The 15504-nt window shown below is 45.0% G+C and carries 15 protein-coding genes; 10 read left to right on the top strand and 5 right to left on the bottom strand.

Features of this window, described 5'->3' with window-relative positions:
* The first annotated feature begins 63 nt into the window (after positions 1-63).
* The 8 genes from ACN6MV_RS20870 (at position 64) to ACN6MV_RS20835 (ending at position 7253) form a co-directional block, all read left to right on the top strand.
* Positions 64-936, top strand: coding sequence for a 3-hydroxyacyl-CoA dehydrogenase family protein (locus ACN6MV_RS20870; protein ID WP_042129488.1), 873 nt, complete (start codon positions 64-66; stop codon positions 934-936).
* Positions 933-2141 (top strand): acetate/propionate family kinase, encoded by a 1209-nt coding sequence (locus tag ACN6MV_RS20865; RefSeq protein ID WP_042129486.1) that lies wholly within the window; start codon positions 933-935, stop codon positions 2139-2141. The genes ACN6MV_RS20870 and ACN6MV_RS20865 overlap by 4 nt, the downstream gene beginning before the upstream one ends.
* A 21-nt stretch (positions 2142-2162) precedes the next feature.
* Positions 2163-3461 (top strand): asparagine--tRNA ligase, encoded by a 1299-nt coding sequence (asnS, locus tag ACN6MV_RS20860; protein WP_419884754.1) that lies wholly within the window; start codon positions 2163-2165, stop codon positions 3459-3461.
* Between the two features lie 26 nt (positions 3462-3487).
* A complete protein-coding gene (locus ACN6MV_RS20855) occupies positions 3488-4246 on the top strand; it encodes a DnaD domain protein (protein ID WP_419884753.1) in 759 nt (252 codons plus the stop codon).
* Between the two features lie 93 nt (positions 4247-4339).
* The gene (locus ACN6MV_RS20850; RefSeq protein WP_197069815.1) at positions 4340-4927 is read left to right on the top strand and encodes a sigma-70 family RNA polymerase sigma factor; all 588 of its coding nucleotides are present in this window, start codon (positions 4340-4342) and stop codon (positions 4925-4927) included.
* Positions 4924-5409 carry a hypothetical protein gene (locus ACN6MV_RS20845; protein WP_419884752.1) on the top strand — a complete coding sequence of 162 codons (486 nt, stop codon included), beginning with the start codon at positions 4924-4926 and terminating at the stop codon, positions 5407-5409. The genes ACN6MV_RS20850 and ACN6MV_RS20845 overlap by 4 nt, the downstream gene beginning before the upstream one ends.
* 18 nt (positions 5410-5427) lie before the next feature.
* Positions 5428-6531: a hypothetical protein gene (locus ACN6MV_RS20840; protein WP_375103436.1), complete on the top strand. Its 1104-nt coding sequence runs from the start codon at positions 5428-5430 to the stop codon at positions 6529-6531.
* Positions 6528-7253 (top strand): hypothetical protein, encoded by a 726-nt coding sequence (locus ACN6MV_RS20835; RefSeq protein ID WP_419884751.1) that lies wholly within the window; start codon positions 6528-6530, stop codon positions 7251-7253. The genes ACN6MV_RS20840 and ACN6MV_RS20835 overlap by 4 nt, the downstream gene beginning before the upstream one ends.
* 64 nt (positions 7254-7317) lie before the next feature.
* Here ACN6MV_RS20835 and proC read toward each other — a convergent pair whose 3' ends face one another.
* The 3 genes from proC to proB are packed head-to-tail and all read right to left on the bottom strand — an operon-like array spanning position 7318 to position 10624.
* A complete protein-coding gene (proC, locus tag ACN6MV_RS20830) occupies positions 7318-8187 on the bottom strand; it encodes a pyrroline-5-carboxylate reductase (RefSeq protein WP_042129476.1) in 870 nt (289 codons plus the stop codon).
* 48 nt (positions 8188-8235) lie between these two features.
* The gene (locus ACN6MV_RS20825) at positions 8236-9483 is read right to left on the bottom strand and encodes a glutamate-5-semialdehyde dehydrogenase (RefSeq protein ID WP_419884750.1); all 1248 of its coding nucleotides are present in this window, start codon (positions 9481-9483) and stop codon (positions 8236-8238) included.
* Positions 9484-9520: 37 nt separating this feature from the next.
* Entirely contained in the window at positions 9521-10624 is a 1104-nt protein-coding gene (gene proB, locus ACN6MV_RS20820; RefSeq protein WP_042129472.1) for a glutamate 5-kinase, read from the bottom strand.
* Between the two features lie 431 nt (positions 10625-11055).
* Here proB and ACN6MV_RS20815 point away from each other — a divergent pair, with 431 nt between their 5' ends.
* Complete coding sequence (locus ACN6MV_RS20815; protein WP_042129470.1) at positions 11056-11253, top strand: hypothetical protein; 198 nt, start codon at positions 11056-11058, stop codon at positions 11251-11253.
* A 107-nt stretch (positions 11254-11360) separates the two neighbouring features.
* Here the strand turns inward: ACN6MV_RS20815 and ACN6MV_RS20810 are convergent, their stop codons facing one another.
* Both ACN6MV_RS20810 and ACN6MV_RS20805 read right to left on the bottom strand, forming a co-directional pair.
* Complete coding sequence (locus tag ACN6MV_RS20810) at positions 11361-12272, bottom strand: LysR family transcriptional regulator (RefSeq protein WP_339287393.1); 912 nt, start codon at positions 12270-12272, stop codon at positions 11361-11363.
* Between the two features lie 189 nt (positions 12273-12461).
* A complete protein-coding gene (locus ACN6MV_RS20805) occupies positions 12462-13811 on the bottom strand; it encodes an FAD-binding oxidoreductase (RefSeq protein WP_419884749.1) in 1350 nt (449 codons plus the stop codon).
* 259 nt (positions 13812-14070) lie between these two features.
* On the opposite strand from ACN6MV_RS20805, the gene leuC reads away from it, so the two are divergent.
* Positions 14071-15495, top strand: a complete 1425-nt coding sequence (gene leuC / locus ACN6MV_RS20800) for a 3-isopropylmalate dehydratase large subunit (protein ID WP_042129465.1) — start codon at positions 14071-14073, stop codon at positions 15493-15495.
* Positions 15496-15504 lie beyond the last annotated feature (9 nt).

Here is a 15504-nt window from a genome sequence, read left to right as displayed (position 1 = left end):
ATTTTTGCGACAGACAAGGTACAATACAAAAGTATAGATACCTGAAAGGATGGAGACTTTTTTATGAATTTCAAAAAAATAGGTGTCATCGGCGGTGGCACAATGGGACAAGGTATTGCTGAAATGTTAGCAGCCAAAGGCCTGGATGTATTGCTGGTGGAGAAAACCGCAGAAAAACTGGACTACTCTTACGAAATGATCGAGACAAGTCTAGATAAGCAATTGGAGAAATGGGCGATCACTCAAGCAGAAAAGAAGCTGATTCTTAGCCGCATTCAAAAAGTGACACATTTCGCAGAGCTCAGCTCTTGTGATATGGTCATCGAAACCATTGTTGAGGATTTGGAAGAAAAGAAAAAGATTCTAAATCAATTGGATCAAGTATGTCCAAATCACATTATTCTTGCCAGCAATACGTCAACACTTAGCTTGACTGAACTTGCAAGTTCTACAATGTATCCGGAACGCGTGATCGGAATGCATTTCATATATCCTGTTGCTAAAGTGGATCTTGTTGAAATCGTACGCGGTCTGAAAACTTCAGATGCTACTTTTGAAGACACAAAATCCTTTGTTGATGAGATTGTTGAGAAAAAAGGTGTAATGATTTATGAATCCCCAGGATTTGTAACATCACGCCTCATTTGCTTGTTTATCAATGAAGCTATGCATGTGTTGCAAGAGGGCGTTGCCTCCGCACAGGATATTGACGATGCTATGCGTATCGGTTATCAATTCCAATATGGACCGCTTGAAATGGCTGACAGATTCGGCTTGGATTCGGTTCTTGCTGCGCTTGAAAATATGTTCCGTGAATACGGTGAGTTGAAATACCGCCCTTCTACAATTCTCAAGAAGATGGTACGTGCAGGACAACTGGGTATGAAATCAGGAGAAGGCTTCTTCAAGTACGACAAGGATGGTGACCGTGTATGAATATTCTAGTTATTAACTCAGGTAGTTCTTCTTTGAAATATCAGCTCTATAACATGAACGATGAATCGGTTTTGGCTAAAGGTTTGGTTGAACGTATTGGAATGGACTCCTCTATTCTGAACCATAAACCGACTGGCAAAGCGGAAGTGACAGAAGTAAGCGAAATCCTGGAACATAATACTGCGATTCGTAAAGTCCTTGCTTGTCTTACAGACAAGGAGCATGGTGTAATTGAATCCATTAAAGAAATTGATGCTGTAGGTCATCGCGTAGTGCATGGTGGTGAATTCTTCAAAGCCTCCGCACTTGTGGATGCTGACGCAAAAACGAAAATTCGTCAATTGTTTGACCTTGCACCACTGCATAACCCAGCAGCAATGATGGGGATTACGGCTTCTGAAGTAAATATGCCGGGTGTACCGCAGGTCGTTGTATTCGATACAGCCTTCCACCAAACGATGCCTGAGAAAGCTTATATGTACGCTATTCCTAGAGTACTGTACAATAAATATAAAGTTCGTCGTTACGGCGCACACGGTACATCACATGACTTCGTAAGCAAGGCTGCTGCGGAGTACTTGGAGCGTCCGCTGGAAGATCTGAAGATCATTACTTGTCATATCGGTAACGGCGGTAGTGTAACTGCAGTTCAGGGCGGAGTGTCCGTGGATACTTCGATGGGTATGACACCTCTGGAAGGTTTGATGATGGGTACACGCAGTGGTGACCTTGACCCAGCAATTGTTCCTTACGTAATGAACAAGGAAGAATTGTCTGTAGGTGAAGTGAACTCCATGTTGAATAAACATAGTGGTCTCTTAGCAATTTCGGGCGTAAGCAGTGACATGCGTGATATTATTGAGGGTATGGAAAAAGGTGAGCCTAATTCCACGCTAGCTTTTGAAATGTATGAGTACCGCTTGCGCAAGTATATCGGTTCATATACGGCTGCCATGAACGGTGTAGATGCGATCGTATTTACTGCCGGTGTTGGTGAAAATGCTTCATTGCTTCGTGAGAAACTGCTAAATAACCTTACTTTCCTGGGTATTGAGTTGGATGCTGAAGCTAACAAAGTTCGTTCCGGCGATCCACGTCGTATCTCTACGGTAGATTCCAAGGTACAAGTGCTAGTAGTTCCGACAAACGAAGAACTTGTCATTGCACGCGATACACACCGTATTGTGCAAGGAATTAACGGCTAAATTAGAGGAGAGATTGAAGGCATGGCTAACAAGAGTGTAATCAAGAACGTGAATGAACATGTTGGAGAGAGCGTTGTTATCGGTTGTTGGGTAAACAACAAGCGCTCCAGTGGTAAAATTCAGTTCCTGCAGCTTCGCGATGGTACAGGTTATATTCAGGGAGTTGTAGTGAAATCAGAAGTACCTGAAGAGGTATGGGATGCTGCTAAGAGCCTCACGCAGGAGAGCTCTTTGTATGTGACCGGAATTATTCGCGAGGAGCCTCGCAGTCAGTCCGGGTTTGAAATGACTGTAACTGGAATTGAAGTCCTGCATCTTACAGAAAATTATCCTATTACTCCGAAAGAGCATGGCGTAGATTTCTTGATGGATCACCGTCATCTCTGGCTTCGTGCCTCGAAGCAGCGTGCTGTTCTGGTAATTCGTGCGGAAATTATTCGCGCAATCCAACAGTTCTTTAACGAGAGTGGATTTACAAAGGTAGATCCTCCGATTCTGACACCAACGTCGGCAGAGGGAACTACTAACTTGTTCCACACGAAGTACTTCGATGAGGATGCCTATCTGACCCAAAGCGGACAGTTGTACATGGAAGCTGCTGCAATGGCACTGGGCCGTGTATATTCCTTTGGACCAACTTTCCGTGCAGAGAAATCCAAGACTCGTCGCCACTTAATCGAGTTCTGGATGATCGAGCCAGAAATGGCCTTTACAGATCACGAAGAAAGCTTGAAGGTACAAGAAGAGTTTATTAGCTTCGTTGTGCAATCCGTCTTGAAGAATTGCCGTACGGAGTTGGAAGCAGTAGGTCGCGATATTTCCAAACTGGAGAATATCAAAGCGCCATTCCCACGGATTACTTATGACGATGCAATCAAGTTCTTAAACGATAAAGGCTTTGAAGATATTGCTTGGGGTGATGATTTCGGTGCACCTCATGAAACAGCAATCGCAGAAGCATACGATAAACCTGTATTTATTACTCATTACCCTACTTCTTTCAAAGCGTTCTACATGAAGCCGGATCCAAATCGTCCAGAAGTCGTGCTGTGTGCGGATATGATCGCTCCAGAAGGCTACGGAGAGATTATTGGTGGCTCACAGCGGATCGACGATCCTGCACTGCTTGAAGAGCGTTACAAAGAGCATAATCTTTCGATGGACTCTTACAAGTGGTACATGGATCTGCGTACTTACGGATCTGTACCTCACTCTGGTTTTGGACTTGGACTTGAGCGTACTGTAGCTTGGATCTGTGGTCTTGATCATGTACGTGAGACTATTCCATTCCCACGTACACTGTACCGTCTCTACCCATAAGTTCTTATATTTGAAGGGGGACGTTCATGGACGGCAAAGGATGGAGTACCTGGGGCGAAGGCGTCTCCTTCGGTCTGGAGAACGGAATGGCCGTCATACCTTATGCATTACTGAAGTATTACCGGAAGCTGAATTTAAGCGGAAGTGAGGCCATGCTGCTGATCCATCTGCTTTCTTTCAGGCAGGTGGAAGGGATTGACTTCCCTTCGCTTGAGGAGCTTCAGGTCGTAACAGGCCGTAGCATATCTGTTCTAGCAGGAGAATTGCAGAAGCTTATGAAGGAAGGTTTCATTAGTATCGATGGAGACAACGATGAACTAAGAGACATCCATTATGAACGCTACAACTTCTCAGGGTTATACGGAAAGCTTGGTGCTTATCTAGCGACAGTTATGCAAGAGCATGAGCATGAGCAAGATAAGCACGCAGGGGGCTATGCAACTTCGGCACCGCGGGCTGCTTCAGGGGGTGGATTCGGCGGAAAGCCCCCCTCATCTCCTTCTCAACTTGGAGCTGAAGAGGAAAGCCGAAATCTGTTCAGTATTTTCGAAAAGGAATTCGGACGTCCGCTATCTCCAATGGAATGTGAGACGATATCTAGTTGGGTTGATCAAGACCGGTATCCCGAGGAGCTGATTCTGTTAGCACTGAAGGAATCTGTATTTGCAGGAAAGGTTCATTTCCGTTATATTGATCGAATATTGCTGGAATGGGCCCGCAACCGGGTCAAGAACGCTCAGGATGTTAAGAACTATACGCAAAAATTCCGCAATGGCGGAAGATAGCTTGCTCAGGAGAGAACCGCATTGCTTTAGCCCATCGCTAAAGTCAGTGCGGTTTTTTTATTATTTTTATAAAAAAATGCAGGGGTAGTTGTAATCGATGGCGTCTATTGCTGTGGGAAGGAGGGGAGAGTCATTGAAGAAGAGGTATTAATTCGGCAGATTTGCCAAGGTGACGAAGATGCGTTCCGCCAATTTGTAAATACATACAGTCAGCAAATTTACAAAATTACTTATTCTGTATTACGCGATGCCAAGATGGCGGAAGATGCTGCTCAGGAAGCTTTTTTACAAATGTACAAATCTCTCCCTGACTACCGTTTTCAAGGCTTGAAATCATGGATTACACGGATCGCCTTAAATAAGGCAATCGATGCTAAGCGTAAGCGTGATCGACTTAGGGAACTGCCTGTTGACTATGAGCTTGTACTAAGCCAGACCGCTTCCAACGAGGAGGATGTGTTGTCAGGTGTTGTACGCCGTGATCGGATGGATCGGCTGCTCAGTGAAATTAATAGCCTGCCAGAAACTCATCGTGGAATTATGGTGGCTTATTATCTGGAACATAAAAAATATGATCAGATTGCTGCAGAGCAGGGAATTTCACTGAAGACAGTAGAATCCAGATTATATAGGGCGAGACAATGGATTCGAAACCATTGGAAGGAGGACGAATGGCTATGATGAAGCGTGGAGAAGATCCAAACCAACGTGAACAAGCAAAAGCGTATGTTGAAGGTCACATGGAAGAAACGATCAGAGAAGATTGGGAACGATTGCTGTTGGAAGATGAAGAAACGTTTACTTCCTATATGGAAATGCTGGATGAGCTACAGGAGGATCTGCCTTCATTGGAGAATTCGTCTGTTTTTACAGAGAGAGTTATGGCTGATTGGGCAAAAATGACCGAATCTTCAGCAGCATTGGATCAAGTGACAGTTGAACAGGGGGGGCGGCGATATCGCTGGTACGAAAAGACAATCTTTCATTATGCTGTTGCCGCGTCACTTACACTGTTGATTATGTCATCAGGTATGTTTGATAAGCTGCACACAGGTCAAATGGAGCTAATGATCCCTAAAAAAGATAATTCCCTATCATTTAGCGAGCAAGTCATACAGGCAACTAGCGGATGGTTGGATCAGCTAATGGGCAGCAGAAAGTGATGAGAGGAGAAATGAAACATGCAACAGCAGCGTAGTAAATTAAAAGCTTTTTTTCTTAATTTGATTCCTGGAGCAGGTCATTATTATATGGGAAAACGTCCACAGGGAATTGCTTATCTTCTGTTAAGCTTTGGCATCTTATTTATGTCGTTCTTAATAGCTGTGGCTGAAGGTGCCGAGGATATTCTAATAATGGGTGTGATGGGGTTCCTGCTCATCGGGACGGTTTCGATGGTGCATCTGGTGGTTAAAATGCTGCAGATGCCTACTCCGGTAATGACTCCAGATGGATCGAATTTTGATTATTCTTCAATGCCCGTTAAGACAGACGATAATGAGCGTGTACATGTAATTTTATTATCGTTCATTCCAGGATTGGGTCATTTTCATATGGGGTTGATGCAGCGAGGATTGTCTTTCCTTATTTCTTTCTTCGGTTTCATGACCGTGATGTTATTCCTGGCAGGGATTACGTCAAGTGATGTTTTCCTTCTCCTGTTTGGCGTATTACCAGTGATTTGGTTATATTGTATGTTTGATGCGGTTCAGTTAATCCATCGCAAGCAAGCTGGAGAAGAAATGGTAGATCGTACCTTATTCGAAGAGATGGAGGCTGGTCGTGAGGAGGGGCGCCGTAGCAAAGTTTTGGCTACACTGCTTTCTGCTTTTCCGGGTGCCGGACAAATGTATCTAGGGCTGCAAAAAAGAGGATTACAGCTCATGTTACTATTCCTCGGGAGTATTTATGTCATGGACCTACTGCGTTTAACGCTGCTATTCTTCCTCATTCCAGTCATTTGGTTTTACAGTTTGTTCGATGGCTTACAGCTTGTCAGCCGACATGGACGTGAGCCTTTACAGGATAAGCCAGTCATAGAAGGATTTTTAAATCATCAAGGATGGCTTGGAGCGGCTCTGATGTGTCTAGGGCTGTATTACATTGTAGTGAATGTCGCAGTTCCCGCACTTGATATCAGATTTCCTGAATGGCGTTTGGAGTATAGAGTCAATGAATATTTCAGGACCATTATTGTATCCGTGCTATTGATTGGCGGTGGTTTGAAGCTGATGGCGGGAAGTAAAAATAATAAAGGAAGAAAAGGGACGGGTGGTCACTCTTGAATAATCCGATAGAAATACAGCAGGGAGTCATTGTTCCAAATGAGCGTCCAGTCACGGAAGATAAAACAAGGCGCTGGCGTGTAGGAACGTTGTCGATGGGACTGAGTCTTTTATTTCTGGGAGCACTAATTATGGTCTCGCAGTGGAGAGGCGCGGAGGTGTTCGAGACGACGTTAGCTTGGTGGCCGATTATTTTTATATTATTAGGCTTAGAAATTGTAATATACACTTTATGGTTTCGTGGAAAAGGAAAAATGTATTATGACGTGCTAAGTGTTCTGTTCGTTGGTTTTATAGCAGTATGTTGTCTAGTTTTTGCAGCATTTAGTTCTTTAGGATTAACACAGGAATTTCGCCGTACCGTTTCAGCTGTGCAAGAAAGTTACGCATTGCCAGATTGGAAAGGAGCCGTTCCAGATGGCGTTAGTACCATCATTATTCAAGCTGCCGAGCCTTATGGGATTAAAGTGGATCAAACGGGTGGAAACGAGCTAAATGTATTTGGAAGTTATTTTTCAAATAAAGGAAAGCTACAAGAAGCACAAGAGCAGCAGCTGCTTCAAACTAAGCATGTTGGGAATACGTTATACATCATTTTAGGGGAAACTCCTAGAGCCCTGCTATTCGATAATTCTCGGAACACACTGGACGTGACTGTTGGGGCTCCGGCTAATGTTAAAGTGATTGTTCGAGATACTTATGGAAATGTTGTGACCAGTTAATCTAAGTTTTAATTTGAAAAAAGATCGCTTCCTGACCAATGTGGTCTGGGAGCGATCTTTTTAGTTAGGAATGCAGCTCTTTCTCAAGCGCAGCGCCCATTTCACGGGAACGTTCGGCACATCGATTTACTGCTGCAATGACAGTTTCAAAGAATTCTCCTTGCTCTAGTACTTCTATTGCTGCTTGTGTAGAACCATTCGGGGAAGTGACCTTCTTGCGAAGTGCAGCTGGATCTTCACCCGTTTGCTGTACCATTCTGGCAGCACCTAGAACCGTTTGAACGGTTAACTGCGTGCTTTGATCAAGCGGCAGTCCGCCTCGTATACCAGCAGCGATCATTGCCTCCATCATATAATAAATATAGGCAGGTCCACTGCCGGAAATGCCCGTCAAGGTTTCCATGCGTTCTTCGTCTATGACTGTTGTAAGTCCGACAGCTTCAAAGATGTTGAGTGCAAGGCGTCGACCTTTCTCATCTACTTCCTTGGAAAAGGCAATGCCGGTGGCACCAAGACCAATAGAACTAGAAGTATTCGGCATTGTGCGGACGATGGGTTGCTCTTTACCAAGCAGACCTTGCATCGTTCGAATGGACAGCCCAGCGATTACAGAAACTATGATCTGATCTGGAGAAAGAAGAGGACTTAGTCCGCGTAGCGCTTCGGCAGCATCTTTTGGCTTCATTGCTAACACAATTACTGGTGAGTTCCGTAGATAATCTGTTTTTTGTTCAGGATCATTTGTACCGATTACGCCGTAACGACTTCTTAGCTCTGCCAGACGTTCACTACTGCTGCGGTTAAGCATAATAACATTATCGGATTTCACGATACTGCGGCTAATCATCCCGCGAACGATGGCTTCTGCCATGGAGCCAGCGCCATAAAATACAATATTATGATTCATTAGTGGAATGGAAGGTTGCTGACACATGGCTAAAATCCTCCTAAAGTGGTGTAATTGAAAACAGATACGTGGACACTAGCCTCGTATTTGACCTGTTCCATAAATCTTATATTTGGTTGAAGTAAGGGCAGGTAGACCCATTGGTCCACGAGCATGGAGTTTCTGTGTACTAATGCCGATCTCTGCACCAAATCCAAATTCAAAGCCGTCTGTGAAGCGGGTGGAAGCATTGTGGTAAACAGCTGCAGCATCTACTTCCTGTAAGAAGCGTGAAGCGTTATCCGGATCTTCTGTTACGATACATTCCGAGTGCTTCGTTCCATACTGGGCGATATGCTGCATAGCTTCATCTAAATCGCTGACGATTTTGATATTCAAGATATAATCGTTATATTCTGTAGCATAGTCCTCTAATGTTGCAGGTAATGCCCATGGGACATAAAATATTGTTTCCTGACAGCCTCTCAATTCAACCTTAACCTCACGGAAAGCTTCGGCTAATGAAAGCAAATACTCTTTTGCGAAATCCCGATGAACGAGCAGCGTCTCCATAGCATTGCAGACCGAAGGGCGTTGTGCTTTGGCATTCAAGCTAATGTTCTGTGCCATTTCTGGCAAGGCGCTTGCGTCGAGATAAGTATGGCAGATGCCTGCACCTGTTTCAATAACGGGCACGGTTGCGTTAAGCACAACATTTTGAATCAGAGAACTACCTCCACGGGGGATAATTACATCAAGTAGTCCGTTGAGCTTAAGCATTTCATCAACGGAGGAACGGTTGGGATCCTCGATCAGCTGAAGTGCATTTTTCGGCATTGAAGTCCCTGCTAGCGCTTGGTGAAGCACCTCGACAATTTTTCGGTTAGAGGACAGAGCGGAGGAGCCACCGCGCAGCACAACAGCGTTACCCGTCTTAAGACACAGACCAGCAGCATCAACAGTTACGTTTGGGCGTGCTTCATAGATGATCCCGATGACACCGAGTGGAACACGGAGTTTCTGGATGCCCAGACCATTTGGACGCTCAATGGTTTCTAGCGTGTCACCAATCGGATCAGGTAATACAGCGATTTGTTGAAGTCCTTCAGCGATACTGTTTATTCGGCCTACATCTAAGGCTAGTCGATCAAGCATAGACTCAGGAGTGCCGCTTAGGTGCCCGCGTTCCAAATCTTCCTTGTTGGCAGCAATAATGGCTGGAGCTTCACGGCGTAGCGCTTCTGCCATCGCTAAGAGAGCTTCATTTTTTTGACCGGTTGTTAGACTAGCTAATACTCCAGTGGTTTCCTTGGCTAATTTTGTTTTATTGACAACCTCACTCATGACGATTCCTCCTTAAATTTTGTATGGACAAGATTCCTTACCTTAAAGTAATCCATTCGTCACGGTGAATGACCTCTAGCCGGTGTACTTCTCCCAGCTTCGGAACAATCTGACGGCTTGGTAAGCCTTGAATACTGCGCAGCTGGGCGTCATCGTAATTCACAATCCCGCGTCCCAGCAATTTGGAGTCAGGTCCAAGGACCTCTACAACATCACCTGCATGAAAATTGCCTTCTACATGTTTGACGCCGACAGGCAGCAGACTATGACCGCCATGGAGCAGCGCTTCAACGGCTCCTTCGTCAATGTAAAGGGAGCCGAGTGGGGTGGACATGAAGCCAAGCCATTGCTTTTTAACAGGCAAGGAAGATAACTTGGTTGCAAAATAAGTACCTCGACCCGTTCCTGACGCTGCGAGTTGTAAATCTCCAGGCTCGGTAGCTCTTCCAACAAAGACAGGTACACCACCTCGTGTGGCAATCTTGGCAGCATCGATTTTTGAACGCATACCACCCGTTCCCACACTAGAGCCGGCTCCACCGGCAATAGCATAAATCTCTGGCGTAATATCATCAACGAACTGATAGCGAACAGCGTCGGGATGTTTCCGCGGATCTCCGCTGTATAAGCCATCCATGTCGGTTAAGACGAGCAATCTGCTGGCTTTCAGCAGGTTGGCTACGAGCGCAGATAAAGTATCGTTATCGCCGAATTTCAACTCATCTACGGAGACGGTGTCATTCTCGTTAAATACAGGCACCGCTCCTTGGCGAAGCAGCTCATCTACCGTCATCATAGCGTTATTCATGGCTCTGCGACTACAAAAGTCGGTACGGGTTAGTAAAATTTGTGCTGTGGTGATTCCATGCTCAGCAAAAGCTTCTTGATATGCCTGCATGAGCAGCACTTGGCCTACAGCTGCCGCTGCTTGCTTCTCATGCAGTAGCTTTGGACGTGTTGGGTAACCGATACTGCGAAAGCCTGCAGCTACAGCACCGGAGGTTACCAATAACACCTCGCAGCCGTTTCTCTTCAATTCGGCAATCTCTGAAGCGAAGAAGGAGACGGCTTCGCGATTTAAACCGCCCTCTGTTCCAGTCAGCGAGCTGCTGCCTATTTTGACTACGATTCGTGTCGTCATTTCTGTTCACTTCCTTAGTATTTTATAGATCCTAAAAACGACAAAAAGCCCCCATCCTTAGACTTAGCAAAGGACGAAAGCTATTAACTTCCGCGGTACCACCTTCATTGATGAGGGATCATCCGACTTCATTCTCGTAACGGGAGGATCCGTCCTGTTTAGCACAGGCCGCTCGGGGGTAGGATTCGGAACGAAAACCGCGGTAAATTCTTTCAGCCTGTCGGAATTTACTCTCTAGGCGCGGTTAGACTCATTCTTACTGGTCCCGTCTGCACGTTTCACTTATTTTCAATAGAATACCATGGAGATGGTTGCATTGCAAAGGAAAAACGAAGGAACTATTTCTCGCATGAGAGAGCTTTAAATATTATGTTTAGCCTCTAAGCGAGGGGGTAAAGTACTTATAATCTGTTACTAGGAGGTGGATTGAAGTGACTAAAGGCAACAATGCTGAGCAGGCACAGAACCAAGATCCAAACGAAATAGCAGAGTTTCAAAATAGTGTGACTCGTGAATTTGTGGAGGAACATACCGGAACTTTCATTGTTAAAGGATCTGTTAATGAAAGTACGGCTCGGGTGTCAGATGATCAGAACCGCCTGATTACAAAGCGTAATATGCGTAAATAAAACAGAAAGTTTTATAAGGTAAACTTGAAAAAATGCCCTGACAACCATGCAATTGGTTATCAGGGCATTTCATATGTTATGGAAGAAGGTTATGAAAGGCTAAGTATCTATTCCTCAGTTAGTTCAGCTACCGTAGATTTAAATGTTTCTACAAAAGCCTTTGCGGCCTTGGATAAATAACGTCCACGTCGATAGGCTACGACTAATGTTCGGCTAGGGGCTGGATCAGCTAGAGGCAAGTAGACAGGCACGAACTCACTCCGCGGTGCACGGGCGATAAAATGAGGTACAAGAGTTACCCCCATGCCAGTAGCCACCAGTGACTGAACTGTCTCCATGTTATTGCTCTCAAAAACAATTTTTGGCTCGAAGCCAGCGTTTCGGCACAGATCCATAGTCATTTTGCGGAAGCCTTGACCTTCTTTAAGTACAATAAATAGTTCGTCCTTTAGTTCTTCCAAAGAGGTTTTAGTTCCATCTAAGCTACGTTTAGCTAGGGGGTGTTCGGGTGGGACTGCAAGATCGATCCTTTCCTCACCCAGTTCTTCGTAAGCAAGAGCCGGAATTTCGAGCGGCAATGAGAGCAGGCTTAAATCAGTCTGACCACTCGCAGTAAGCTTCTCTAGGTTCATGGAGGAGTCTTCAAGCAGAGTGATTTCTACATCCGGATAATTTTGTTTAAAAACCGGAAGCACATGCGGTAGTAAATGTGCACCAGTGATCGGCATACTGCCTACAACGACTCGACCGGTACGCAGTTCAGAAATATCAGACATTTCTTGCCGCAGCAGTTCTACGCCATCAATGATGATTTGGGCTTGCTCTACGAATTTAGATCCAGCATAGGTCAGTTCAACAGAACTGGTATTTCGCTGGAACAGCATTACACCGAGCTCTTTTTCCAGCTTGGAAAGCTGCTGACTGAGTGATGGTTGGGCAATGTGCAGCTTGTCCGCTGCTCGGGAGAAGTTTTTTTCGGCTGCGATTTGCAGTACATATTGTAGTTGTCTCAGTTCCATGTATAAACTCCTTTGGGAGATTGTTTTTACTTATAAGTATAACCTATGAAGTTGAAGTTTTATATAGGTTCGCATGTGAGTTCGTGCACGAACGCTCTGACCGGCAAATAGGAAGGTGTGGTTTACCAGTAATCGCTGGAGTCCTTTATGTTTGCCGGTCTAATTTCTATGCTATCTTATTACGTCTTACTATACTTTGCGGGCTGGAGAGATGCTTTGAGGGTTGTTAAATATATTTCCCGGGTCATATTTAGCTTTGACTCTCCGTAATCTAGGATAGTTCGCTCCATAATATACTGTTCCGGAATTTTTAATTCCCTGGTCTGGAACGTTGATGTAGCTCCCCACGATAAATGGCTGCAGCTTCCGACGTGTATTTCGTACTACGAATATATTTCTGGCAGCTTCCGGTTTCTTGATCCATGAGCTATTCCACTCTACATAGAATTTCGCTTTACGCCAGTAGAAGGCTGTAGATTTGGGTGACTTACGGCTTACAGCTCCACCCCAGTTGAGGAAAAAGAAACCTGCGAACTCTCCCTCCACTTTCTCTAAGAATTCACGCATGGACTTAATTGCCTTGTCCGGGAAGGGTTTTCTTACGAAACCGCTGGAGAACTGGTTGCTGACTCTTTGAGTTAGCACTGGATCGGGCGCTAACATAAAACTCACTACTTTTGTATAGGGCAAAGAACGGATAATTTGATTCGTAGGCGTTCCTACGCTCGTAACGGGCTTTAAGAGGCGAGAAGCCTCTGCTTTTGATCCGAGGAACAGCCCCGTCATAGTGACATTACCGCCTTTTTTCGGACCAATGGATAATTCACTGCCCAACTTGGTATTAACGGAAGGAGCCCAGAGTTGCCAAGCTTTGAATACCTTCTCGAACTGATCCCAAGGCCAGGTGATACGAAAAACGGTAGCCGAAGCTGGAGCTTGACGTACTTTGAATTTGTAACTGGTGTAAACTCCGAAATTCCCGCCGCCACCTCCGCGTGAAGCCCAGAGGAGATCAGAGTTACTATTCTTATTGGCACGAATAATTTTCCCTTTGGCATCAACCATTTCGAGTTCGATTAGATTATCACTAACAAGGCCCACGGTTCGCTGGAGCGGCCCGATACCCCCGCCTAGGGTGATGCCTCCGATTCCAACCGTAGGGCTATCGCCGAATGGAGCCATATATCCTTGCCCAGCAAGCGTGTGTGCAATTCTCCCCACTGTATTTCCGGTACCCACAACAACAGTTCCTGATTTTTTATTTAGTTTGATTTTCTTCATTTCACTTACATCGATGACAATTCCTCCGGTGACCTGTGAAAGATTAACCTCCAGAGAATGTCTACCGCTTCTTGCACGGATGGGGACTTTATTCTCGTTAGCCCATTTTATGGCGTTCGCAACATCTTGTGTTTTTTGTGCGAAAACAAACACTCTCGGGAATTTGTCAGTATGCGGATCCCAATTCTTACGTGCCGTTTCATACCCTTGATCACCTTTGAAAATAACTCGCCCGGTAAGTCTCGTTCCTGACTTCAATTGTTCCAACTCCTTCTGAGCTAACAAATGCACTGCATTTCAACAACTAGGACCCGATATAGTATGAAGGGCATTCGTCTAAGGAGTGGGCTTACTAGGGTCTCAGCAAAAAAAAACGTCTTCTATCTTATAGGTTGAACCTATCAGTTCTATAGATATCATATCTTGGAATTATAAAGACGGTGATGTTATATTTAGATCATTCAAGAGAGACTCCACGCTCTCTTCCAATGAACGATTCTATTAATGAGGTGAAATTATGAGCAACAAGACAATGTTTGAGAAGATTTGGGATAATCATGTTATTCATCAAGAGGAAGGTAAGCCTAGCATTATTTATATTGATCTTCATTTGGTTCATGAAGTAACTTCTCCACAAGCGTTTGAAGGACTTCGCCTCAGTAACCGCAAGGTTCGCCGTCCTGAATTGACTTTCGCTACAATGGATCACAACGTTCCTACCAAGGATCGTTTTAACATTAAAGATCCAATTTCCAAGCAGCAAATCGATACACTTTCTAAGAACTGTGCTGATTTTGGTGTGAGATTGTTCGACCTGAATGATATTGATCAAGGTGTTGTTCACGTAATGGGTCCTGAGATCGGCTTGACTCACCCTGGTAAAACAATCGTTTGCGGTGATAGCCATACCTCTACACATGGTGCATTCGGTGCGCTGGCCTTTGGTATCGGAACAAGCGAAGTTGAACATGTAATGGCTACCCAATGTTTGCAGCAATCCAAAGCTAAGACTATGGAAGTTCGTTTTACAGGTAAACGCAATCCTGGTGTAACAGCAAAGGATATGATCCTTGGTGTTATTGCTAAGTATGGTACTGATTTTGCAACAGGTTATGTAATTGAATACACAGGTGAAGCTATTCGTGAGTTGTCGATGGAAGAACGTATGACCGTCTGCAACATGTCGATCGAAGGCGGAGCAAGAGCCGGCTTGATCGCTCCTGACGAAACTACTTTTAACTATCTGCGTGGACGTCAATATGTGCCGCAAGGCGAAGCTTATGACGCTGCTGTTGAAGGATGGAAGAGTCTTGTTAGTGACGAAGGTGCTCAGTATGATACGGTTGTTGAATTCGATGTGGAGACATTGATTCCACAAGTGACTTGGGGTACTAGCCCGGGCATGGGTACAGATATCAACTCTAGCGTGCCAAATCCGGCTGACTTTACCACTGAAAATGAACGCAAAGCTGCTGAAAAAGCGCTTGAATATATGGATTTGACTCCTGGAACTCCTATTTCTGAAATTCCAATTGATTATGTATTTATCGGTTCTTGTACTAACGGACGGATCGAAGATTTGAGAGCCGCTGCCGTGGTAGCAAAAGGCCATAAAGTATCTGACAAGGTTACTGCCATTGTTGTTCCTGGTTCTGGTCGTGTTAAAATGCAAGCTGAGAAGGAAGGGCTTGATAAAATCTTTACTGACGCGGGCTTTGAATGGCGCGAAGCGGGATGCAGCATGTGCCTTGCGATGAACCCTGATGTACTGCAACCTGGGCAACGCTGTGCATCTACCTCGAACCGTAACTTTGAAGGACGTCAAGGTCGCGGTGGACGCACGCATCTGGTATCCCCAGCTATGGCTGCTGCAGCTGCGATAAAGGGTCGTTTCACTGATGTACGTGATTGGAACTATAAGACGGAAGCTGTCAGCTCATAGAACTAGAGA

This window comes from Paenibacillus sp. B-A-8 (assembly GCF_048572915.1).
Taxonomy (GTDB): Bacteria; Bacillota; Bacilli; order Paenibacillales; family Paenibacillaceae; genus Paenibacillus_AQ.
Note: the sequence above shows the minus strand (reverse complement) of the source record. Positions and strands in the feature narration are given on the sequence as shown.

What these genes read in the sequence shown, in the direction of transcription:
- ACN6MV_RS20865 (WP_042129486.1), top strand. Translation starts at nt 933, where the DNA reads ATGAATATTCTAGTTATTAACTCAGGTAGTTCTTCTTTGAAATATCAG.
- ACN6MV_RS20810 (WP_339287393.1), bottom strand. Translation starts at nt 12,272, where the DNA reads ATGGAACTGAGACAACTACAATATGTACTGCAAATCGCAGCCGAAAAA.
- ACN6MV_RS20845 (WP_419884752.1), top strand. Translation starts at nt 4,924, where the DNA reads ATGATGAAGCGTGGAGAAGATCCAAACCAACGTGAACAAGCAAAAGCG.
- asnS (WP_419884754.1), top strand. Translation starts at nt 2,163, where the DNA reads ATGGCTAACAAGAGTGTAATCAAGAACGTGAATGAACATGTTGGAGAG.
- ACN6MV_RS20840 (WP_375103436.1), top strand. Translation starts at nt 5,428, where the DNA reads ATGCAACAGCAGCGTAGTAAATTAAAAGCTTTTTTTCTTAATTTGATT.
- proB (WP_042129472.1), bottom strand. Translation starts at nt 10,624, where the DNA reads ATGACGACACGAATCGTAGTCAAAATAGGCAGCAGCTCGCTGACTGGA.
- leuC (WP_042129465.1), top strand. Translation starts at nt 14,071, where the DNA reads ATGAGCAACAAGACAATGTTTGAGAAGATTTGGGATAATCATGTTATT.
- ACN6MV_RS20855 (WP_419884753.1), top strand. Translation starts at nt 3,488, where the DNA reads ATGGACGGCAAAGGATGGAGTACCTGGGGCGAAGGCGTCTCCTTCGGT.
- ACN6MV_RS20870 (WP_042129488.1), top strand. Translation starts at nt 64, where the DNA reads ATGAATTTCAAAAAAATAGGTGTCATCGGCGGTGGCACAATGGGACAA.
- ACN6MV_RS20825 (WP_419884750.1), bottom strand. Translation starts at nt 9,483, where the DNA reads ATGAGTGAGGTTGTCAATAAAACAAAATTAGCCAAGGAAACCACTGGA.
- proC (WP_042129476.1), bottom strand. Translation starts at nt 8,187, where the DNA reads ATGTGTCAGCAACCTTCCATTCCACTAATGAATCATAATATTGTATTT.